The 22,964-nt window shown below is 50.3% G+C and carries 20 protein-coding genes; 1 reads left to right on the top strand and 19 read right to left on the bottom strand.

What is annotated here, in order from left to right; all coding sequences use genetic code 11:
• Nucleotides 1-19: 19 nt before the first annotated feature.
• From FRZ59_RS07035 to FRZ59_RS06955, 17 genes are all read right to left on the bottom strand, one after another.
• The gene (locus FRZ59_RS07035) at nucleotides 20-1,486 is read right to left on the bottom strand and encodes a hypothetical protein (protein WP_132130619.1); all 1,467 of its coding nucleotides are present in this window, start codon (nucleotides 1,484-1,486) and stop codon (nucleotides 20-22) included.
• Nucleotides 1,479-2,891: a lipopolysaccharide biosynthesis protein gene (locus FRZ59_RS07030; protein ID WP_132130620.1), complete on the bottom strand. Its 1,413-nt coding sequence runs from the start codon at nucleotides 2,889-2,891 to the stop codon at nucleotides 1,479-1,481. The genes FRZ59_RS07035 and FRZ59_RS07030 overlap by 8 nt, the downstream gene beginning before the upstream one ends.
• A 73-nt stretch (nucleotides 2,892-2,964) precedes the next feature.
• Nucleotides 2,965-3,825 (bottom strand): glucose-1-phosphate thymidylyltransferase RfbA, encoded by an 861-nt coding sequence (gene rfbA, locus FRZ59_RS07025; protein WP_132130621.1) that lies wholly within the window; start codon nucleotides 3,823-3,825, stop codon nucleotides 2,965-2,967.
• Between the two features lie 45 nt (nucleotides 3,826-3,870).
• Entirely contained in the window at nucleotides 3,871-4,923 is a 1,053-nt protein-coding gene (rfbB, locus tag FRZ59_RS07020; protein ID WP_132130622.1) for a dTDP-glucose 4,6-dehydratase, read from the bottom strand.
• A 127-nt stretch (nucleotides 4,924-5,050) separates the two neighbouring features.
• A complete protein-coding gene (locus FRZ59_RS07015; protein WP_147698266.1) occupies nucleotides 5,051-7,510 on the bottom strand; it encodes an SLBB domain-containing protein in 2,460 nt (819 codons plus the stop codon).
• 10 nt (nucleotides 7,511-7,520) lie between these two features.
• Complete coding sequence (gmd, locus tag FRZ59_RS07010) at nucleotides 7,521-8,657, bottom strand: GDP-mannose 4,6-dehydratase (RefSeq protein WP_132130624.1); 1,137 nt, start codon at nucleotides 8,655-8,657, stop codon at nucleotides 7,521-7,523.
• Between the two features lie 18 nt (nucleotides 8,658-8,675).
• Entirely contained in the window at nucleotides 8,676-9,725 is a 1,050-nt protein-coding gene (locus FRZ59_RS07005; protein ID WP_132130625.1) for an SIS domain-containing protein, read from the bottom strand.
• 70 nt (nucleotides 9,726-9,795) lie between these two features.
• The gene (locus FRZ59_RS07000) at nucleotides 9,796-10,365 is read right to left on the bottom strand and encodes a DUF3109 family protein (protein WP_132130626.1); all 570 of its coding nucleotides are present in this window, start codon (nucleotides 10,363-10,365) and stop codon (nucleotides 9,796-9,798) included.
• A gap of 40 nt (nucleotides 10,366-10,405) precedes the next feature.
• Nucleotides 10,406-11,080 (bottom strand): DUF3108 domain-containing protein, encoded by a 675-nt coding sequence (locus tag FRZ59_RS06995; protein WP_147698265.1) that lies wholly within the window; start codon nucleotides 11,078-11,080, stop codon nucleotides 10,406-10,408.
• A 168-nt stretch (nucleotides 11,081-11,248) separates the two neighbouring features.
• Complete coding sequence (locus FRZ59_RS06990; protein ID WP_132130628.1) at nucleotides 11,249-11,761, bottom strand: DUF2480 family protein; 513 nt, start codon at nucleotides 11,759-11,761, stop codon at nucleotides 11,249-11,251.
• 94 nt (nucleotides 11,762-11,855) lie between these two features.
• Nucleotides 11,856-13,958 (bottom strand): peptidylprolyl isomerase, encoded by a 2,103-nt coding sequence (locus FRZ59_RS06985; RefSeq protein ID WP_132130629.1) that lies wholly within the window; start codon nucleotides 13,956-13,958, stop codon nucleotides 11,856-11,858.
• A 247-nt stretch (nucleotides 13,959-14,205) separates the two neighbouring features.
• Nucleotides 14,206-14,871 (bottom strand): LPS export ABC transporter periplasmic protein LptC, encoded by a 666-nt coding sequence (gene lptC / locus FRZ59_RS06980; protein ID WP_132130630.1) that lies wholly within the window; start codon nucleotides 14,869-14,871, stop codon nucleotides 14,206-14,208.
• Between the two features lie 271 nt (nucleotides 14,872-15,142).
• A complete protein-coding gene (bamG, locus tag FRZ59_RS06975) occupies nucleotides 15,143-16,441 on the bottom strand; it encodes a BamG family beta-barrel-assembly machinery protein (protein WP_132130631.1) in 1,299 nt (432 codons plus the stop codon).
• Nucleotides 16,438-16,806 (bottom strand): type III pantothenate kinase, encoded by a 369-nt coding sequence (locus FRZ59_RS19430; protein ID WP_262713182.1) that lies wholly within the window; start codon nucleotides 16,804-16,806, stop codon nucleotides 16,438-16,440. The genes bamG and FRZ59_RS19430 overlap by 4 nt, the downstream gene beginning before the upstream one ends.
• Nucleotides 16,807-16,838: 32 nt before the next feature.
• On the bottom strand, nucleotides 16,839-17,180 hold the full coding sequence (locus FRZ59_RS19425) for a type III pantothenate kinase (RefSeq protein ID WP_147698263.1): 342 nt from the start codon (nucleotides 17,178-17,180) through the stop codon (nucleotides 16,839-16,841).
• A gap of 6 nt (nucleotides 17,181-17,186) precedes the next feature.
• On the bottom strand, nucleotides 17,187-17,888 hold the full coding sequence (gene purQ, locus FRZ59_RS06960) for a phosphoribosylformylglycinamidine synthase subunit PurQ (protein ID WP_132130633.1): 702 nt from the start codon (nucleotides 17,886-17,888) through the stop codon (nucleotides 17,187-17,189).
• 129 nt (nucleotides 17,889-18,017) lie between these two features.
• Nucleotides 18,018-18,968: a hypothetical protein gene (locus FRZ59_RS06955; RefSeq protein ID WP_132130634.1), complete on the bottom strand. Its 951-nt coding sequence runs from the start codon at nucleotides 18,966-18,968 to the stop codon at nucleotides 18,018-18,020.
• Nucleotides 18,969-19,087: 119 nt separating this feature from the next.
• Between FRZ59_RS06955 and FRZ59_RS06950 the strand changes: the two genes are divergently transcribed.
• A complete protein-coding gene (locus FRZ59_RS06950; RefSeq protein WP_132130635.1) occupies nucleotides 19,088-19,615 on the top strand; it encodes a Uma2 family endonuclease in 528 nt (175 codons plus the stop codon).
• A gap of 329 nt (nucleotides 19,616-19,944) precedes the next feature.
• Here the strand turns inward: FRZ59_RS06950 and FRZ59_RS06945 are convergent, their stop codons facing one another.
• Together FRZ59_RS06945 and FRZ59_RS06940 are read right to left on the bottom strand one after the other, a co-directional pair.
• Nucleotides 19,945-21,945 carry an OmpA family protein gene (locus tag FRZ59_RS06945; protein ID WP_132130636.1) on the bottom strand — a complete coding sequence of 667 codons (2,001 nt, stop codon included), beginning with the start codon at nucleotides 21,943-21,945 and terminating at the stop codon, nucleotides 19,945-19,947.
• Between the two features lie 23 nt (nucleotides 21,946-21,968).
• Entirely contained in the window at nucleotides 21,969-22,964 is a 996-nt protein-coding gene (locus FRZ59_RS06940) for a PorP/SprF family type IX secretion system membrane protein (RefSeq protein ID WP_132130637.1), read from the bottom strand.

Raw genomic sequence — 22,964 nt, 5'->3', positions numbered from 1 at the left:
TTTTCTCTGAATAACACGTTCATTGTACCGCATCAGTAAGTTGAATAAAATTTTCCAGCGATTCTCTAAGGGAAAACGATGCGCCTGCGGCGCCGCTCTTGTTAGCTTTAGTGCCCGTTATTTTTCTTATCAGCCCATTTAATTCTTCCGGATTCGCGTTAATGCAGGTTTTGACTGCGTCCGCTTCCACTAATTCCCAAAAGGTTTCAGCCCCTGTTTGATCAATGACGATCGTTGGTACACCCATTTGCACCCCTTCAATTACAGAACCAGAAAACCGCGAGAGATGAACGGCTGTATTATTAAGAATTACCGGAAGTGGTAATTCATTTGACTCCCGCATATTAACTTCGTGAATCAATCCATTGTTTTCAAGCAGTTTACGTATTTCCTCCTTTTCCGTTTCTGCGTGGCGAGGATGGAACCGAAGCCACCAGTCGTACTCATTAAAAGTCAGTCTTATGGTTTCAATAATGTAGGGCTCAATAGCCTGCCCCAGCGGCTGCAAAGTATACAAAATTATAGGTTTTCCATGAAACAGCTGATACGGGTATTCCAGTTCCTTCAAAATGAGCCCGGGATTCCCACCCTGATATACTTTATGCTGCAATTGCCCTGACCACTCCTTAATCAGGTTATAAGAACTCTCATCCCATACCCAAAACCAGCGGGGAAGCAATTCATACCCCCTTGCAGGCAGTCGGGACCAGTTTGTATAAGCAATGTGCGACTTCCCCTGAGTTCCGTGTTGCATATCTACAGAAACCGCCCCCAACCTCCTGGCAGCCAGGTTCATTCCGTACATTGGCACATTATAAAAGCATAGCCCAAAAACATACTTGGCCTTGGTTCTTTTTATAAAGTATTCATAAATTTCGGCATGCATTTTAATTTGCAGGACAAGCCGGCAGAGCCCGGCAGACTGCACGTTGTTGTTTATCACATCATTGAATTGTTCAAGAAAATTACCGTATTCCGGTAAATGGACTACTGGTTTTTCTTTAAACAGCGCGTTCTTCACCGCGTATTTTAGCTGGAACCAAGGCAAGTAATCTTCGAGTTCAACTACGCTCTTCCTGTGCGAATATTTCGTATTTCTATCATCCAGACGCTGGTACTCCAGTAGGACTCCTTCACCGATTTTATCAATCAAAGGATCAAAGTAACGATTGTACAAAAAATCCCTGATCTTTATCCTGTGAGTATAGGCGCCGGAGAATAGAAACTTTGTAACAGGAACAGACAATTGTTTAAGACGGATATAGGACAAAATGCCCTGCCAGATAAATCGCAAATAGCCGCTTTTGGCTGTTTTTGCCATCGTTGCAGGCTGGCTTGAATGCTTTTGTGCATTAAACCAGGAAAAGAATAGTTGAATACGGATTAAAGGCCAAACATGAATATCGTCTATTTTCCATGATTCCACCGGGTATTGACCTTCAGCATCTAATATTCGTTTGATAAATTGGCTCCTTTCATTAGCCATAGCGATCAAATGTTTTCCTATACTTCCGCCAAAGAACAAACGCAAATAGCGAAAGAATAAATGTAATCAAAACTTTCCATGCCCATCCGGCTTCAATTGCAAACGCGGCTAACGCGGTAAGCAGAATTGTTAGCGAAAGCCACCGCAAAGGGTAAAACCGCGCATTATTTATCTGCTTGAATACCTTTAAGAAAAAGCCTGCGTATCCCATAAACATTAAGGAAACAAATGTAACATACGCGGCCGCTGCATATCCAGCCAGGGGAATTAACAACACATTCAACAACACGCTTAAAATTCCGGCCGCAAACGTAACCTTCCATAATATTTTTGTCTTCTCCGCGTAAAACAGCTTGCTATTGGCGCCCAGATACATAGGCCGGTAGCTATATGCCATTACAATAATGACACCTAAATGGTACATTTGACTTAATTCTTCATTCCTGATCAAAAACGCGAAAATTTCTTTCATCCATAGTGCCAGTATAAACGTTCCGCATAAAAAAACAGCTTGTAAAAGAAATATGATGTTCCGGGCACCCCGGTCGTCTCCCGCTCTGTATCTTTCATTTAACAAAGGCCCCACCGCCAGGCCGCTTGCCGTACTCAAAGTTTGGAGGTGATTTCCAAACGTATAGGCCACATTATATTTCCCGATGTCGGGGATACTTACATTAAAAAATTTCATTAGCACCCGGTCTGAAGTGTTAAGCAAATAGCTGGAATAATAATGTGGAATCACCGGAAGCGCTATTCGCAGGCTATTCCGGATAAATCGTCTTTTAAAATTAAAGATAGGGGTAATCCCTATGCTGCGGTTCAATGGGATCCAATAGGAAAGGTTTGATAACACGCCGGCAATAAAAGATGACCAGAACCAGCCCATATAACCCATTTTCAAATATGAAATGGTGTACAAATTCAGAAATATTGTTAACAAACCGGATAAAGCCACCCGTACGCCGACACCTAGAGGTTTTTGTTTCAGCTGAAAATAGGTACTGCATATATGACTCGTTGGGCCAAAAAAGACAACCGGAAACACCGACAGGAAAATAATCATATACGTATTTTCCCGGGCGGCATCGGGGACAACGAAGTAAATAACAACAGCTAAAACAAGACCATAAATCAAATTCCATATCGTCAGGAAACCATACAGCTGTCGCCATGCCCATTTATATTGGCCTGGGGATTTATAAAAAGTATTTACTAAAATGAGCCGGAGGCCCAGGGTGGATAATACTGCAAATGCGCTTATGAATGCTATTACAATGCCATTAACACCAAAATCCGTTGCCGTTAGATCTTTTGTGATAATTGGAAGGATGAAGATACTGGCTATTTTGGAAATATGGGGAGCCAAACCATATATAGCAGTATGTGAAAAAAGCTTCTTTAGCATGAGTAAATGTTTATCTCAGCCCCTTGCACCGGGAATTCAGCAGAATCCCGGTCAAGCTGTGATACTTTCTCTTTTATCGAATTAATCGCCGTAAATAGGTCCCATATCCACTTTTCAGCAAAGGAATTGCAAGGGCGTCCAACTCGTCGCTATCTATAAAACCCATCCTATACGCCACCTCTTCAATACAACCGATTTTCAGGCCCTGGCGAGCTTCGATAACATGTACAAAGTTCGCGGCCTGCATTAGGGATTCAAACGTACCAGTGTCCAGCCATGCTGTTCCCCGGTTGAGTACACTTACTTTTAGTTTGTCCTTTCTGAGGTAAACATTATTAATTTCGGTGATTTCCAATTCTCCACGCGAACTAAGCTTTATCTCTTTTGCGATATCTACTACGTCATTATCGTAAAAGTATAAGCCAGGTACTGCATAGTTGGACTTGGGCGTATCAGGTTTCTCTTCTATAGAAATAGCTCTGCCCTCATTGTCAAATTCAACAACACCATAACGTTCCGGATCATTCACATGGCAGGCATATACAATTCCGCCGTCCGGATCGCTATTTCCCTGCAACAGCCTTGCCATGCCTGATCCGTAAAAGATATTATCGCCCAAAATTAGAGCTACGCTATCATTCCCGATGAATTTCTTACCAATGATAAAGGCCTGCGCCAGGCCCTCGGGCCGGGGTTGTTCGGCATAGCTGAAGGTACAGCCCAACTTACTTCCATCACCCAGCAGCTGACGGAAAAGCGGGAGGGATTCGGGTGTTGAAATCATTAGAATTTCACGGATTCCCGCCAGCATAAGCGTAGACAATGGATAATAGATCATAGGCTTGTCGTAAACCGGCATTAGCTGCTTACTTACGGCCAAAGTCAGAGGATACAAACGAGTGCCGGAGCCTCCGGCAAGAATAATTCCTTTCATACTGGTACTTTCAGAGATACGTTCTACTCTTTGAAAATGCTACAATTAATGAGCATTGTATTGCCTATAGTAATATTCCCGGTATTGGCCGGAAGTAACATGTTCCAGCCATTCCAGGTTTTGAAGGTACCAGTCAACAGTTAACTCCAGGCCTTCTTCAAACGTCACTGAGGGTTTCCAACCTAGTTGTTCGCTGATCTTTGCCGCGTCAATCGCATAGCGAAGATCATGCCCCGGACGATCTTTTACGAAGGTAACGAGTTGCCCGGAGATGCCCTCTGGACGGTTTAACTTCCGGTCCATCGTCTTACAAAGCAGATGTACCAGGTCTATATTCTTCCACTCGTTTAATCCGCCGATATTGTAAGTTTCGCCGTTTTTGCCTCGGTGAAATACCTGATCAATGGCCCGGGCATGATCTGCCACATATAACCAGTCCCGGGTATATTTACCGTCTCCGTAAACCGGAAGGGGTTTATTATTGATGATATTATTGATCATCAGGGGGATCAGCTTTTCCGGAAATTGAAAAGGACCGTAATTATTTGAACAATTGGAAATGACATAGGGCAGGCCATAGGTTTCACCATAAGCCCGTACAAAATGATCGGAAGAAGCTTTGGATGCGGAATAGGGCGAGTTAGGGTCATATGCTGTCGCTTCCGTAAAGAAACCTGTTGTACCTAAGGCACCATAAACTTCGTCGGTAGATACATGATAGAATCGCTTTCCTTCATAATTCCCTTTCCAGAAGTCACGGGCAGCGTTAAGCAAAATTACCGTACCCAATACATTGGTCTTAACAAAGGCCAGCGGGTCAGTAATAGAACGGTCTACATGCGATTCAGCGGCAAGATGAATGATTCCTCCAGGTTCGTACCTCCGAAAGATTCCCTCTATCTCCTGTTGATTGGTGATATCCGCCTTCACGAATTCATAATTGACCGATGTTTCTATATCCCGAAGATTTTCAAGGTTACCCGCATAAGTAAGCGCGTCCAGGTTAATGATCCGATAATCCGGGTAGTTATTTACAAAGAACCTGATAACATGTGACCCGATGAATCCGGCGCCCCCTGTAACAATAATCGTTTTCATGGACAATATATGGCAGGATGCCTTTATTTAATTGAATTCACGATAGTAATAATCAGCGCTGTCAGCGATGCTACTCCGCTGGTAATGCCAACAACCTCTTGTGCGGAAAGTTTATTCGTTTCAGCTTTTAAAGGCACGACCAATTCTGATCCCGGCTTAACTTTAGGATAATTATTAAAAAATAAAAACTTCCTGGTACTTCGTACGCCGCCATTCGCATACACCACATAAGCCCTTCTTTTAAGCGCGTCCTGCCCAAAGCCCCCGCCTGGGAAACGTACCTCTTGAAGCTGATTCCTTTTTCAAACCGGACCGTCTTCGGGTACAGCACCTCGCCTCCCACCTTAACAGTCTGCAGCAGCCGCGGAATGCGGATCACATCCCCTTCCTGGGCAATCAAATCGTGTTTAGATCCAGGACTTTCCAGAATGGCTTCCAGGTCAATATTTACCAGGTTGGGGCGTTTGCTGGCAATGGCTTGCTCCAGGCTATCGATCATTAATTGGTCTTTGCTGGTATCCAGGCTGCCGGCAGCCCCTCCGGCTGCCAACTGGTTTTGACGTTGCTTTGCTTTCAGCTCCTCCAATTCCAGCTTGGCCTCCACATCCATTTCCTCCTTACGGATAAGCACGGCCCCTTCCACATACGCATCCGGCAGCAGCCCGCCGGCCCTTTCTATAATATCGGAGATCCGGTCATTCTTATTCGCGGTACTGTACGTGCCGGGGTACAGGACTTCCCCTTCCACGCTTATGTTCTTTTGTACCTCGTAGCCGGGTTCCACGCGTACGAATACCTGGTCAAAGGGCTGCAGGGCAAAATCGGCGGCTTCGGGGGACGAGGAAAGATCGCGGTTAATATCGAAGCTGTAGATCTGCGCGGTGGCAGGGTTGGCGGCTTCCGGGTCGGCATTGCGGACCCGCCGGGATATTTCCACGCGGTTGGGGGTGGCGGCTTCGGTGAAGCCTCCGGCCATGACGATCAGGGCTTCCAGGTTCATATTGCCGGAGTACGCAAAGGTATCGGGCTGCTGCACGGCGCCGGAAATGATTACGTGGTATTCTTCGCGAAGGTCGAAACGCGAGGCGATGTGGAGGCTGTCTTCCCGCTGCAGGGGAATGTCGGCGGCGCTTCCGCTCATGACTCCGCCAAGGTCAAAAGAGAGCAGGCGCGGTTCCAGGTTTTCTCCTACCCGGTAAATATTTGCGCGGTTAAGGAAAGCGTCTTCCCGCAGGCCGGCGGCTTTTTCGATCAGTTGTTTAACGGTGATGCCGGGTTCAAGGGCATAAGTGCCGGGGCGGAATACGGCGCCGGTGATCTGGATGCGGTTGGTATAGCGGTCCAGGATCTCATCTACGGTGTAAACGTCGCCCAGCTGCAGTTCAAAGCTGTCGTATTGCCCGGCAGCGACATCGGCAATGCTTTTCTGTCCGTTTGCGTTGCGCACGACCACGATGCGGCCGGTATAGGCGTCCTGGGTGAAGCCTCCGGCGAATTCCAGCAGCCTGGCCAGGGTTTCCCCGGGCAGGGCTTCAAAAATGGCGGGGCGTTTGACTTCGCCCTTGATCTGTACCCTGGTTTGGTAGGGGTTGATCTTGATCACGTCCTGGTCCTGCAGGCGAACGTTGGCGGCGTTGGCTCCGCGGATCAGGAAGTCGTATATGTCGATATGGGCAATGACTTCATTGTTGCGGATCACTTCAATATCCCGGAAGGAGCCGCTTTCATTCGGGCCGCCGGAAGCATAAAGGGCGTTGAAAGCGGTGGCCAGGGAGGAGATCGTATAGGTGCCGGGCAGGTTGGCTTCGCCAATGATGGTGACGCGTATGCTGCGGATATCGCTGAGGGTGATCTGCACGGAGGTTTCGCCGCTGCGGATACTACCGTATATTTTGGTGAGCTGGGTGCGGATCCGGCTGCGGGCTTCCTCAATGCTGAGCCCGTTTACCTGGATAGGGCCCAGGTTAGGGATGCGGATAAAGCCGTCGGGGCTTACCCTTACCTGGTGGGTCACATCGGAATAGCCGTAAATATCTATGTTCAGTTCGTCGCCGGGGCCCAGCTGGTAGCCGGCGGGGGTGGGCAGGTTCAGATCCGGAGCGAAGGTCAGGTTGGGGTTGTTGAACAGCTGCTGGCCGAAAATTTCTGGTGTCAGGTTCCGGAAGGCCAGGGCAATGCGGTTGAAGCGGGAAGCGGGATTCGTATATCCGGCGGTATCCTGGCCGAAGCCCCTGGAAAATTCGGTGGCAGGGCCGGTGTCTGTCTTGGAACGGCTTGCGGAAGCGGCGGCAAGGCCCAGCTGGTCAATCCGCTCCCGGAGTTTGCTGATCTGCCCGGGAGGCATGCCGCGCTGAAGGGCGGCTTGTTCCAGTTCCTGCACGGAAAGGCCGCTTTCCTGCGCTTGCATAACGAATTGCCGCACCTGGGCGTCGCTGAGTTCGTCAACATTTACTTCGCTAAGGTCTTGTAAGGGCAGAGTTTGCCCTTGCGCCGGCTGCAGCAAGGCTACGGCCAGTCCCAGGCTTAAAACAATAAAGCAGATGTATTGCCGTATTAACCGGCAATAACGTATGTTCTTCGCGGTCATTCGGCCGAATTTATTCAAAATAATTTAAAATCTTAAAGCCTCCTTCACGAAGGTAACGGTCTTTAAGCATCAGCCGGGTGTCGGAACGGACCATTTCGGCTACCATATCCTGCAGCGTGAATTCGGGTGTCCACCCCAGCTGCTCCCTGGCTTTGGAGGCATCTCCTATCAGGAGATCCACCTCCGTTGGTCTGTAATAACGATCGTCAATCCTTATAATTGTCTGTCCGGGCCGCAGCGGGCTTTCTTCGAGGCCCATTTCCCGCCATTTTTCAGGGTCGGCATCAATAACAACACCCTTTTCCTGCGTGCCTTTACCGCTGAACTCCACCTCAACGCCTGCTTCGGCGAAAGCCATGCGGGCCAGTTCGCGGACAGTGGTGGAAATTCCGGTGGCAATGACATAATCTTCGGGCTTATCCTGCTGCAGCATCAGCCACATGGCCTTCACATAATCTTTGGCATGCCCCCAGTCACGGCTGGCATCAAGATTACCCAGGTACAAGTCTTGCTGCAGGCCCAGCGCTATTCTTGCCGCGGCGCGGGTGATCTTGCGGGTAACAAAGGTTTCGCCCCGAATGGGGCTTTCGTGGTTAAATAAAATGCCGTTGCAGGCGTACATATTATAGGCTTCCCGGTAGTTCACCGTAATCCAGTAGGCGTAAAGTTTAGCAACGCCATAGGGCGAACGGGGGTAAAAGGGCGTTTTTTCTGTCTGCGGGGTTTCCTGCACCAGCCCGTACAATTCCGAGGTAGAAGCCTGGTAAATGCGGCAGGTTTCGCTGAGTCCCAGCAGGCGCACGGCTTCCAGGATGCGCAGCATTCCCAGCCCATCAGCATTGGCGGTGTATTCGGGCGTATCGAAGCTCACTTTTACATGGCTTTGTGCCGCCAGGTTATAGATCTCGTCGGGCTTTGTTTCCTGGATGATCCGGATGAGGTTGGTGGAATCGGTAAGGTCGCCGTAATGCAGCTTGAAATGGAGATTCCTGTCATGCGGGTCCTGATACAGGTGATCGATGCGGTCGGTATTAAAGAGCGAGCTTCTCCGCTTAATGCCATGCACGAAGTAGCCCTTGTTCAGCAGGAATTCCGCGAGATATGCTCCGTCTTGTCCGGTGATGCCAGTGATAAGGGCTGTTTTCATTTTTTCTTTGGGTTTTGTTTAGCTGCTAGCGGCGGTTATGCCAGCTCTGGCGGCGGTGCCGGCGGCTGTATTCCCGGCTGCGGCGGCGCCGGTGATGTTCGCAGCCGTTCCGGCGGGCCTGGTATTGTCGTTCGCTACGTCACCGGAAACTATGGCTACGCCCGCGATCTGCAGGGCCACCCAGTCAAGCAGGTGCGTTATATGGAACAGGCTATTGAGCGAAGCGTCGGCGATCAGCAGCTCCAGGGGTTCCATTCCCTGCTTTTCCAGGAGCTTTTTTACCTGGGAGAACCGCAGGTTGGTGGGCGCGCTCAGGCGGCTGTTAAGGAAAATAAAATTACTGTTCAGTTTCTGGTGGTAGCTATCCAGGACATGGTAGCCGCCTTCCGGAAGCACATTGATAAAGGCTTCGGAGCGGGCAACCTGGTTCACCTGCTGGCAGAAGCGGCTGGCGACGCCTTCAAAAAACGCATCGCATACTACAATGAACTTATACTGAAGGCTTTCCCGGAAATGTTGTGTCAGCTGCGCGGAATGCTGCAGGTAATCGTTGCTGTTTTCCAGGCTGGCGGCTATTTTCAGCAGGTCCGGCTTTTTATAGACGCCGAGTAGCTCAAAAATGGCCTGGAAGAGATAGGTAAGCGCGTAACCGAGGGCCATTCCCGAAGAAACGCCCGCTTCCGCAGGGTAAAGGGTTACTTCCTGCCCGCGGGCTTTTTCGCTCAGCGCGCCTCCCGAACTGATAACGATAAGGCGGCATCCGCGCTCCCGGGCAATGTCATACACGGCCAGGGCTTCCTCGTTGTCGCCGGAATACGACCAGACGATCACGAGCGTATTCCTGCCAGCGTACCGGGGCAGCAGGTAACCGGACGTGGTACTAAGGGGCAGATCCAGTTTATCCTGGAAATAATCCTTTACGATGTTTCCGGCAATGCCTGAATCACCGACGCCGCAGATCATAACGGCATTCAGCGAATCTTTACTAATTCCGTGCGGGGTATAATTATCAAGGGCGAACCTTATCTGGGAAGAAAATTTCTTCAACTCCTGACTGCTTTGTTTCATGGCTCGCAAAGTTAACTAATTTTCTTTATTTGGGCATTTTTTTGGCCCTGAACCCATGGCCGGGCCGTCGTTAAATTTCCGAAGCGGCGGCGGACTGCTCCAGCCCCTGGTACCAGGCTTCGCCGTATTTACGGATAAGCGCGTCCTTCAGGAAGCGGTACACGGGAACTTTCAGCTCGGCGCCTAAGGAGCAGGCATCGGAGCAGATGCTCCAGCGGTCATAGTTCAGGATTTCAAACTCCGGGTATTTGGTGATGCGGATGGGGTATAAATGGCAGGAAATGGGTTTCCGGAAGCTGGTTTTCCCTTCCAGCCAGGCTTTTTCAATGCCGCATTTGGCTTGTCCGCCTTCGAAAATGGTGTAGGCGCATTCCTTGTCCCCGTCCACGCAGGGAGTGGTTTGGTCGCCTTCGAAATCCTTTACATGCAGGCCTTCTTTTTCAATAACGGCAATGCCTTTGGGAGTCAGGTAGGGTTTTACAGCGGGATAACATTCTTCCAGCAGCTTCAATTCTTCATCTTCCAGGGGGGCGCCGGCATTTCCCTGCACGCAGCAGGCTCCGCGGCATCTGCTGAGATTGCAGACAAATTCCTCCTTCATCACATCTTCGTGAACCAGCGTTTCGTGGTGTTCCAGCATGGCGCAAAGATACGGCTTTTCTATTCAGCCAAGAAGGTGTTTACCTGTTAGAGACGGAGGCCAGGGAAGTGCCCAGCGGATATTTCAGGTTATCGTAGTCCTCAAGTTCCAGGGTAAGGGAGCCGATGAGGATCTCTACCTTGGCTTTTACCGGGATACGGTTGGCATCGTTGGTGATCCAGAGGTACATGTCGCTGTCATCCCGGAAAATGCGACCCTCAATCAGGGAGGGGGTAAATTTCAGGCATTCCATTCTTCCGAAATCCGTTTTAATTTCTTCCTTTCCAAGGTATTTGATCACCATGGAATATTCTTCATCATCAATGAAGTAGGAGAGTTTAATGGATTCCCCGGTACTTAATTGCGACACGTCCAGGGAGCGGGCGTAGTAAAAGGCCGAAAGCACATCCAGCGTATTCTTTTTTATATCGAAGACGCCTTTATTCGTGTTTACGATCTTGTTATCCCGGTCAAACCGGACGTAACTATCCCGGGAATAGCTGCCTTCCTTTACCGATTCGGTGAATAGGAAGGGCATCAGCGATTGGGCGCTTATATAGGAATTATATTTATTGCGCACTTTCATGACCAGCGCCACGGCGCTTACGGTCTTGCCTTCGGCCTTCAGGTGCCAGGCTTCCTGCCCGCGGAACTGGCGGTCGGACTTTTGCACGCTAAGTGTTCCGTTGGCTGCGTTGATAAAGCCGTACTTGATCTTTTAATGGAGTTTTTCTCCGGGTGCAAACGGCGGTTCAATTTGCCGGGGCGTTTGAGCGCCGGCGCTGAATCCGAGTAACAGACCGAAAAAAAGGCAATATAGTCTAAATTGATTCATACTGTCTTTCTTTAGTAACCTATCAGGTACCTGCAAAAAACAAACCAGTTATTTCCTTTTATAGACCGGAACGGTGGAACAGGCTTCCCCGTACATGATGCTTTGCGCAACTTTACGGAGGCGGTTAGTGAGTTCCACATAGCCCGCAGCGGGCACGGGAACATCGGCGCATCCCTTAATGATCAAGCGTTTATCCCTGAACTGCTCCAGGTCAAGCTGATCCAGGGCTTCCAGGTACAGAATGGTTTCAAGTGTATCTGGCGTACCAAAGACGACTTTTTTCGCGAAGGGTTCCATATGCGAAGCCAGCAGCATATAGGCCCATGTAGGTACAATGGCATCGGCGGAACAGGTAATGGCCACCAGCTTTCCCTCGTAACGACTGAAATCATGCTCCTTCAGAAAAGCCCGGAATTCCTTTTCCCGGAGAATAAGCCCCTGGAAAAGATTCTCCTTCACGTCATACACCACTCGCTCCCCCCGGGTATAATACCTGGCCGGGTCAATGGTGATGAGCCCGCTGGACGCCACGCGATTTACAATATTCTCCTGGATTTCCATGATTCTCCCGTTAATTTATAGCATTAACAATCGAAAAGCAATCAGGTTCGGATTCCCTCCGAAAATGCTGCCGCGGCCGGCGGCTAACCCGGGACTAATAGAACTTGGCCCTGTTATCAATGATCTTGGTCTTATCCTGGAGCGCCTCAAACAAAAATCCAAGGTACTGCTGACGATATCTTTCTGCCATGGAAGCCTTTGTAGCAGCAGGATCGGCAATGGGCGCCGGTTCGCTGAAGTTTTGCACCGAAAATCCGAATACCCCTGTCATACCCACTACAGGCCCCTGCATTTTGCCGGCTTCCGATCCGAAAATAGCGCCTACGAGCGAGGGTTCGTACCCTGCTCCCGCCACCATGGGATTGCTGAAGTTCACGTTCTGCGCGGTGCGGGTGGAATCCCCCAACTTTTGGGCAACCGCGTCCAGGCTGGACGCGCCCTGAGCCGCCTGGTTGAATTTTTCGGAGAGCAGTTCTCCTTTTTTAAGGCGGCGGACTTCCTGCTCTACTTCATTACGTACCACCTCCAAAGGAGCAAATCCTTCCGGGCGGATCTCCGTAAGACGGGCAATGATATAACGGTCGTTAAGGTCGAATAACTGCGAAACGTCTCCCAGCTCGGCCTCAAAAGCCCACCGGATCACTTCCCGGGGCTCGGTAAGGCCTGGCACGAAAAAGTCGATAGCCGTCACGTTCTCAGCCACGCGGGTTACCAGCCCGGCTTCCTGCGCCTTGGCTTCAAAATTACCTTCCCCGCTAAGCGAGCCGGCAAAAGCATTGGCATTGGCATAAATAGCACGGGTAGTTTGCTGACTGGCTTCCAGCGGCTTGTCGATTACCGCGATCTTCACGGCGCGCGAACTGTTCTTCTGGTCGTCTATTTTCAGAAGGTGGGTACCGTACATGGTTTCCACGGTTTCTATGTCGCCTGTTTCGCCTTCAAAGGCGGCATTTGCAAATTCAGGCAGCATATCCGCAGGGCCGAAATACCCCAGGTCGCCTCCCTGCGCTCCGGACACGGAATCGGCAGAGTTTTCCCGGGCCAGCACACCGAAGCTGGATGCTCCTGAACGGATACGTTGCAGCAAGCTGTCGGCAATTTCGCGGCGCTCAACCGGGTTAGGATGGCTCGCCGCACTAACAAGGATATGACTGGCGCGTACAGAATCAGGCCTGTTGGCTGCATCCAGTAATTTGGCCACCTTATAGGCTCCATTCTCAAAATAAGGCCCGTAAACCGTACCAACCTCCGCATTAAAGAGGTTCTCCGACAGTTCAGGGCTTAAATTACTTTCCTTCACAAAGCCGAGCGGGGCCTTCGTGGTCGCATTGGACATATAGAACAGCGAATCGTTGGCCGTGGTCCGGAATTGTTCCGCCAGCTGTGTAACTTCTTCCAGCGCAGCGGCTGTATCTTCAGCGGAAGGTATTACGTCAAATACGACGTAATCGAATGAACGCAGTTCTTCTTCCTCCTTATATTTATACTTGTTCTCTTTATAATAGGCTTCCAGGTCCTGGTCGGAAATATTCGCCGCCGTATCGGAAACAGAATTATAATCAAGCTTTACAAAAGACACCGCGGCAGTTTTCTGGCTACTTTCATGAAAACGCTGCATTTCCAGGGAAGTAATATAAATCCCGGAAGAGACCATGTCAATGTACTTTTCAACGGTATTGGCCAGCTTCACCTGCTGCTCCAGCTCGAGCAGCATCTGCTGCTGCTGCAGCGGCATGGAGGCGCGGTTCCGGTAGATCTGCAGCGCCATCTCGGACGAATACCCGCCCTGGCCGCCGCCTAAGGCTTGTCTGGCAATGGGATGCGGATTGTCTCCCGTCATCGCCAGGGCCAGCTCCTCGGAGCCTGTTGCCAGCCCGAGTTTTTCCAGTTCCTCAGAATAGATCGCTTTTTCAAGCATGGTTCTCCATACCTGCTGTATGGCATACGAAGTAACCTGGGGATTGGCGGATGATTGCCCGGTGGAGGCCATCATCTGCTGGGTAGCTTGTTCTACCTGGGTACTGAATTCTTCATAGGATACCTTTTCACCCGCTATTTTGCCCACTTGATTCCTTGCTTCTGCCCAAAACGGAGCGCCGGAGCTTACTGCATCACTGAAGAGAAAGCCCACGATGGCCAACCCGATGAAACCAATAAGCAGGTAACCAGCCTTTTCACGTAAAGTATTTAATATCATAACTTAATCTTATGCTGCTGAATTTTCAGGGGCGCAAGATACAAAATGATGTTCCAAGTTTCAAGGGTTTAATTTTCAGCGCCGGCAGGGTGAAATCGCCGCGATCAGCGGGCCCGCCTATGCCGGGGTAAGCGTCATTCGCGGGCGTCGCGAGAGCAGTATCGGAGGAAGCCGGGAGCAGTCAAAGCACTGCGTTATTCTCCGGGCGTCGCAGGGCCTCTGCCGCGGGAGTAGCCAAAGTACCGCGTTATTCCGCCGGAACGCCGGGAGCCGCCGGGGCGCCGGAAGCCGGCAAGGAATCCGCGCGGGAAAGAGAATCCTGCCGGGAAAGGGAATCACGCTCGCTGGCCTTGATAGTAATAGGCCCGGTAAATTCCAGTATTTTATAAGGCTTGAAGCTGGAGTTTGTCTCAAGGCCAATCCCCTGGTTCACGTCGCCATTAGGAGCGGTAATCTTCACAAACCGGTCAGAATAGATCCTGTCCCCTTCTTCTTCCCAAACCAGCCGTTCGGTTTCCAGGATGCGGCCGTCAGCGCTCACAACAACCACGCTGTCACGCACTTCCATCGTTTTCTTTTCCAGGTCGCGCCGGCCATACTTCGCGGTGAGCGTGCTTTCTACTTCCAGGCTATCGTTATAAAATTCAACATGAAGGCCTTCCGGCATCAGGTCATACGGTTCTTCGGTCTGGTAAGACATCAGCAGCGGACTGCTCATCACCGCCTTCACTTTCGTAGAATCGCTATAAGTGATCTGTATCCCCCGGCTGGTTTCCACCGACACCTCAAACAACTTGGAAGAAATAGTATTAACCTTCGAAAGATCGTTTTCACACCCCCAAAAACAAAGCCCCCCCAGCAGCGCCCCGCCCAGCACCCCCATTTTCCCAATATACCCCAACCGTCCAGCCAAAACCTTAAAACTTTAAAAACTTTAAAAACTTTAAACCTGGAACTTTAAACCTTAAACCGTTGTGAAGCAACCAGAACCTTTGAACTTCAAACCTTGAACCGTTGCGAAGCAAGATTAAAACTGTAGCGAAGCAACCAGAAACTTTAAACCTTAAACCGTTGCGAAGCAAGATTAAAACTGTTGCGAAGCAACCAGAAACTTTAAACCTGAAACTTTGAACTTTGAACTGTTGCAAAGCAACTTTAAACCGTTGCGAAGCAACAAGTTTCGATTAATCAAACTGCCGTTTAATAAACCAGCGCGTACTATACGTAATCCCCACATTAAACATAGCGAACTGTTCCTTGATCAGGCTGCCGTCGTTAGTGCCGCGCTGCCCCAGTTCCACACCCAGGTTCAGTTTTCCGTAAGAATTCATTTCCCTCGAGAGGAAAGGCATGCCCAGGCCCAGGGTGATACTGGTTTCACTGATATCTTTGCCGTTTATGGCCACCGGCATTTTCTGGTAATTAAAGCCCGCCCGGTAGTTTACCAGCTTGAAATAACTGGAAACCGATTCCGGGTCAGGAGTGAATTGAAGGCCGGCGGAAATCCCCATTGATTCGCTGAGGTCCCGCTGAGCCCGCTCAGGCTGGTAAGCGGAGGTACGGCTGAATTCTGCCCAGTCCGAAAAGCTGACATCAGCGCCAAAAAGCCATTTGCCCTGCTTGTTGATCGTAAAACCGGCCTTGTGGGAAGCAGGAAGATGCAAGCTGTTCTTAGCTCCTATGGTCATCTCTATAGTGTCCACGCCTACTTCTGTTCCCTGGTTGGAATTGTAGCCCATCCTTAACAGATCGCTGTGAGCGGTTAATTTCGTTTTGAGTGTTCCCGTATAGCCATAGGTAAGGCGCGTGTCATCCGAAAGCTTGACGCCGCCCTGGAGGCCGAATGAAAAGCGGAAACCATTTGCCCGGAAGATGTCCACGATCTTGCTGTTCCGGTAAAGGAATTGGTTATCAGGAAATTCCGTTGCCCAGGCTTGCTCAATATTACCAAACAGGTAAGCCACGTTCATGCCTACTGAAAAGTTCGGGGAGAACGCAAATGAATTGCCAATGTAGAACTGGGACAGCCCGCCTTCACCGGTATTGATATAATTCACGTTCGTGGTATCCAGCTTGGATTGGTTCGTGACCCGGTACCCGACATTTGAAAAAGGAGTTAAGCCGATGCTGGACCCCCATTTGGTCGATACGGGAAAGGCCAGCGAAATATAGCTCAGGCCGAAATCATGGTTTGTCTGGCTGACATCGCCCTTGCTCAGGCCCCTGACACCGCCGAAAAGGCCGGCTTCAAAGGTGGTAAGGCGAATGGCGGAAAAGGAGGCCGGGTTACTGAGGTTAATATCAACCGGGCTGCGCATCCCCTGGGAGATCCCCCCCATGCTCCTCCCGAAGGCAAAGACGCCGGGTTCCAGGAGTCCTACCCCGTAGTCGGAATAGGGCGAACTGATGGTGGCCTGGCCGTTAACCTTCACGGCAAAAGACAGTAATGCTATAATTACAGGTATCCAGGTAAATTTCCTCATTTATATTGATAGTTTAATACCCGATCGAGTCCTTTCAGGATTAATTCCCTGTCCAGCACAATACGGTCGGCAAAGATGCTATTTTTCAACCTTTTATCAAAGAATTCCGCGTCCCCGCCGCATAAAAACACCCGGAGCCCGGGGTATTGCTCTGCGTAGGCGCCGATCATGTACAGGGTTTCGGCCAGCGATCCGGCCTGTACGCCCGATAACATGGATTCGCGCGTATCCCTTCCAAGGAACTCATCATACTCTTTATCCAATGTTATCAACGGCAGTTTGCCGGTAAAAGTATGCATCGCCAGGAAGCGCATATTCAGCCCGGGGGAAATGGCCCCGCCCAGGAACTCCTTCCTGCTGTTCAGGAAGTTGTACGTGATGCAGGTCCCGGCAATAATTACCAGGCTATCGCTGTTTTCCCCGTAGGCCCCGCCCCGATCACAGCGGCAAGGCGGTCGGCGCCCAGGGTAGCGGGGCTATGATATTTGTTCTCCAGCGGAAGGCGCAGGCTTCCCGGAAAATAAGACAGGTTGGTATGTTGCTCCAGGTAAGCAAGTAAAGCGGGATCGGGCTCAACGACGCTTGACAAGACTGCTTTCGCGGGCGTGTATTTGTCCACGAGGCCTTTTAATTCCGCTGTCGCCTGATTTCGGTAAGAATGAGCTTCAATCAGCGCGGCGTTCTCAAAAAAGGCAATCTTGGTTCTTGAATTACCTATATCAATTGCCAGGTTTATCAATGAAGATCAGCTTTGTACAAGATCATGGCCATGCAGGATGGACTGGAACACGGCAAGGCCGTCCTGGTTGCCCAGGGCAGGATCCGCGGCGCGCTCGGGATGAGGCATCATACCGAATACGTTGCGTCCCTGGTTGCATATTCCTGCTATGTTTTCAACAGAGCCGTTGGGGTTGGATTCCGGGGTAAAATTTCCCTGGGTGTCACAGTACCTGAAAAGCACCTGGTCATTGCTGTTCAGCTGCTGCAGTATTTCAGGCCTGGCATAATAACTGCCTTCCCCGTGGGCTACCGGAATACGCAGGGGCCGGTCCGGGTTCACCTGCGAGGTGATTATCGTATCAGCGGTTTGCACTTTCAGGCAGCTATTGGTACAAATGAACTTCCGGGTAGGGTTGTGGAGCAGCGCTCCCGGCAGCAGCCCGGCCTCGCAAAGAATCTGGAACCCGTTGCAGATACCCAGCACGTATCCCCCCTTTTCTGCGAAGGCGATCACTTCCCGCATGATAGGGGAAAATCGCGCAATAGCTCCCGAACGCAGGTAGTCACCAAAGGAAAACCCGCCGGGAAGAATAATAAAATCACAGTTCTGCAGATCGTGGTCTTTATGCCAAAGCTCCACTACTTCCTGTCCTAATGTATTGTCAAGCAGGTAAGTAGTATCGTGGTCGCAATTGGAACCCGGGAAAATAACAACGCCGAATTTCATTCAGATATGGGATTTATTTCAGCGCAAAGATACGCAAAAATTTCCGGGCGTAAATGGAAAGGTGATGGTGCTTGTCGGCCAATCAGGAGTTCCACGCTGGCAAGCCCTTATTACCCAGGGTGGCAAATACTAAACGAACTGGAAATAAAAGATAGAACCCAGCAGCAGCGCGAACAAGGTTTCGTAAAACCACCGAACCTTGGCGGTAATGAAATAATAAGCCAGGAACACCGCGAAAGGCACGGCCAGCATCATAAAATGGTACAGGTGCTTTTCGGCGCTCAGCAAAAAGGAAGCAACCAGCAATACGCTCAGCAAGGCCAGGGATACCTGCGACTTCCGGATAAGCACCACGTTCTTAAAATAAGTGACCCACATCTTATGAACGGAAAGCCCCAAAAGGAACAGCAGCGGCACCAGGGCGATATAATCATAGGGCGAAATGGTTAAAACAGACGGAAAATTAACGATAAAGGGCTGCCATATCTCTAAAAAAGAGGCCATATTATCGGTGTACATAAACCAGGTGAACGCAAAAATATAAGGTACCACCAAGCCGATAACCGGCGACACCCATTCCCTCCAGGCAAAAGGCCGGAAAATGATCAGGCTGAACCAGGTAACCGGGAAGATCAGGAAGAAGGGATAATAAAAAAGGGAGCCTGCTCCTATCGCCAGGCCCATATCAAAGGTGATCCGAAGCACATTGGCGCCGCGGTAAAGAAAGAAAATGCGGTCTATCAGCCACAGCAGGAAAAAATTACAGATCAGGACGGGGTTCAGGGTCAGAAAGGGGCTGAACATACTGGCCAGTACCGCGTACATTAAGGCAGGCAGATAGGAGGTCTTGCTGAACAGATTATGCCGGGTGATACTCCGGTTAAGCAAAATGGCCTGGCTAAAAATAACCAGGGCGGTGAGGCATACATTGACCCGGGGGTCGGAAAGCAGGTTCAGTGGAAAGAACCCTTCCTGACTGCCTGGCGAATGCACGATAATGGCGATCCGCAGCAGCAGGGTGATCAGCAGGAGAAATACCAGGTTATATATATTATAGTTGCGGAATGCCGAAATGATCATGGAAGGCCCTGTTAATGCTCTGCAATAATAAGTAATATTCCAAAAAGCTATATGAATTTTCTTGTCGTTAGCTATCGTTATTCCTAATTTCACACGGGTTAATCATCAACATCATCAACATGTATACTAGTATCCCCTTTTCGGTCATGGATATATTCAAACAACTCCCCGAAAGTACACGCAGGTTTCATGCTTTGAAAAACATACTCGTCGTGGAGCCGGCGCCTGTTTACGCTCATCAGGATATCCTTGGCAGCATAAACTACGAGCTGTATTCCTACGTCAGGCGGCACAAGCTGGGAAAGGTTTTAGTTTCCCCGGTTGATGTCTATCTTAACGAGGAGCATGTGTTTCAACCTGACATTCTTTTTATCAGCAACCGGCGCCTGCCTGTGATAAATAAGAAAGGGATTTTCGGAGCGCCGGACTTGATTGTGGAAATACTATCTCCTTCTACGGCCAAATACGACCGCGGCCAGAAAAAAGACATATATGAACGCTGCGGGGTAAGCGAATACTGGCTGGTTGATCCTGAAACCTGCGTTTCCGAAGGCTTTCATTTAAAAAACGGCAGCTTTCAGGCGCTTCCCGCGGCCAGGGGAATAATTAAGTCTGTCTTACTCGGCGAAACGTTCCGGTTTCAATAGCGCTGTGACGAGGCGGGAGAATTGTGCGTATATACAGTAAAGCGATCGCCGTGGTAATATGAGCTCATCTTTGCAATCGGGCGGGTCTTTCGGGGTAATTGCGCTCCGGAAGCCTGGAGGAAACTCTTTCAGGTTCCAAAAATCGAGCAGGTCTTTACGGGTAATTGCGCGCGGTCGAACCTAAGTGAGCGGGCTCGAGTGAATGCGCCAGCTAGCCGCGCCCCAGGGGAGTTAGCCCGCAAGAGCGGCCTTTGATTTCCCGGAGGAGAAAGCAATGTGCTTCCGGCCCGGAAAATCAAAAGCCGCAGATGCCGGCCTCTCTTAACGCCTCATTCATCGAGTGTTTTCACGACTTTGAACTCCGTGCGCCTGTTCAACTGGCGGCCGTCCGGGTTATCGCTGCCGTCGGGATTTGTATTCGGGGCAATCGGCCGGCTTTCGCCATAGCCTTTTGCTATAAGTTTTTCAGTGGGAATACCTACGCTGATCAGGTAATCAACGCATGACTGCGCCCTGCGCTGGGAAAGATCTTCGTTGTAGGCTTCGGTACCGATGGCGTCCGTATGCGCGCTCATTTCCACGACCATGTTCGGATTCAGGCGCAATACGCCTGCCAGGGAATCAAGCGTTACTTTTGATTCGGGACGAAGTGTTGCCTTATCGAAATCATAATAAATATTAGAAATAACGATCGGCTTGTCTACCTCCACTTCCTTGAGACAGACGGAAACTTCTACTGTATCGGAGCGGGTCGCGTTTTCCTGGAGCTGGAACGCATGCTCTTTGGTGAAATAACCGTCCTTGTTCAGTAGCAGCTTATAGCTGGTCACACTGCCATCCAGGTCAAAGAAGTAATTGCCGTCAGGGCCGGTGGTTTTTTCTTCGATCACCGCTGAGGTGCTGGCATTAACCAGGCTTACTTCTACGCCTTCCAGGGCGGTAGCGGCATCGTCACAGTCGGTAATGGTTCCGCTGACCGCAAACTTAAGATTGCCCTGCTCAAACGAATAAAGCTCCAGGCAGCATACTGATTCCCTGTCGGAACTAAGGAACCCTGTATGGGCTTCTTCATCCGCGGGCGTAAAATGGAGGTCGTCACGGCTGGAATTGATCGGGTAGCCAAGGTTTTCGGGTTCGGAAAAATTGCCGATCGTTCCATTGGCTTCGAACACATCGAAATCACCCATACCTATTTTTCCGTTGGAGCTGAAATAAAGCTTTCCGCTCGCTACGTCCAGGTAGGGGCTCTCATCCGCGCCTTCGGTATTAATATCGTTTCCCAGGTTCTTGGGGTCGCCGGGCTCGCCGTTGATCTGGATCTCGCTATACCAGATGTCGCTGCCTCCTGATCCGCCGGGACGGTCGGATGCAAAAAGGAAGTATTTTCCGTCAGCGGTGACAAAAGGATGGAAACTGCGGTAACCGTCCATGTTCACGGAGCTGCTCAGTTTTTCGGGCTCCGACCAGGCGCCGCTGTTGAAGCGGCTTACATAGATATAGCAATTCTCTACACCGCTTGCATTACCCTGCCAGCGGGTAAGGAACATCGTTTGACGATCGGGCGAAAAGGCAACGGTTCCCTGGTGAAATTCTTGCTGGAAGGGAACATTGTACAATTCAGGGGAAGAAAGGCTGGTATCAGACCAGTCCGCTTCGTAAACATTGTTGAAATTGAATTTTCCGAGGGTTCCTTTTACGTTCGCCATGTAACGGGTGGAGGTGAAGATCAGCCGGCCATCGCTGTGAATGACCGAAGCATAGTTCCCTCCCCCTTCATTGATGGTGGAATTCGCTTTATAAACCTCGTCAACTTGTTCTTCGGCCATTTCTTCAATGGCAAACTCGCAGTTTTTGATCTCCTGTTCAGACATTTTGCTGAACTCATCGTCCTTGCCATAACCTTCCAGGAAGTTATTGTACGCTTCCAGGGCTTCCTCGTACCTGGCGGCTGCTCGAAGGCAAACCGCGTGGTAAAATTTAGCAAGGGGATAGTCATCATTATCCAGCACTTTGGCGTACCAGTCGATGGCGCCGCCGTAGTTCTTATATAAGCGCAGGGATTCAGCCAGTTTATAAACTACGCGCTGGTATTCTTCGTCCGAAGGTTTGACTTTCGGGCCGCGCCCGGGACGGTAGGGGGCCAGCTTTTCTCCGCCGGCGACTTCTCCTGTGAGCAGGCGTTCGTACAGCAGGGAGGCTTCGTAATAGCGCTCATCCTCAAACATACGATCCGCTTCCGACTCATAGTTCCGGAAAAGTTGCGCCTCTGCCTGCAGGCTGCCAGTAATGGCAATAAAGGTGATCAATATTCTTGTAAAGACCGTTCTCATATTAGCTAATTTTTAGATAGAATTTATAGTCTCGGACAGAAGAACAATGGTACATTACTTTCGCCGGGTTTAATAAAGGAAAGCGAAAACTCGAAGCCGCCCCTGTGGAAACTGGCCGGGTTTAGCCCGGAAGTATTCACATCATAACTTACCCCGATAAGAATATTGCTGATCTGAAATCCAACATAAGGCACCACCGCATCGTTCCAGCGGTAGGTAGTACCGAATAACAGGTGATTATTATTATAAGGGAAATGGTATTCGCCATACACCCCTGTTGAAAACTCCTGGGCTTCTACTTGTCTCATGAATAAGGCATGAGGGGTGATGTCCACGCTTTCAGATACTCTCAGCTTGGCGCCTGCATGCACCAGGTGCCGCATGGGAAGCTGGTACTCGCTGCTGAAAAGCGTTTCCTTGGGCCGGAGCAAGTGGAATACCGAATATCCTAAGAAGGGGTTGGCCACTTTCAGGGGATTCGCGTCAAAAATGAATACGCCGGCATTAAAGTCCGCGTAAAGGGCATTGTTATCGGCGAAGTTCTCCCCGCTGGGAATAGAAGGATCATAACCCATTCCCGGGCGGTACTGCTCGGAAAAGTACAGTCCGTTCTGATCGAAGGTCTTGTTGACGAGTCCGCCCTGCAGGCCGAAAACAAGATAGCCGTCACCGTTCTGGCCGAAATTCACATAATAGGAGGCAGATGCGAACACGTTGGTGTTCTTATAGCCCCCGTCACCGGCGGTTTGATGCAGGACATAGCCGCCGACACCCAGCTTATTGGAAAGCAGGGCGTCAACGGACGCCACCGACGTACTGTAGGGATTGGTGATGCTTCCCCACTGGGTTTTCTGGTTACCGCTGACCCGGTATTCCCCGTTAAACATCCCGGTTAACGCCGGGTTTAGAAATAAGGGGGAAGAGTAATATTGCGATAAGTGCGGGTCCTGGGCGGAGGCGCCGGCAACGACGCCTCCCAGCAATGCTGTAATCAGGAACGTTTTTATGTACGTTTTCAT

This window comes from Anseongella ginsenosidimutans, from assembly GCF_008033235.1.
In the GTDB taxonomy this organism is placed as follows: domain Bacteria; phylum Bacteroidota; class Bacteroidia; order Sphingobacteriales; family Sphingobacteriaceae; genus Anseongella; species Anseongella ginsenosidimutans.
The sequence above is the reverse complement of the archived record's forward strand: the minus strand, read 5'-3'. Positions and strand labels throughout refer to the sequence as shown.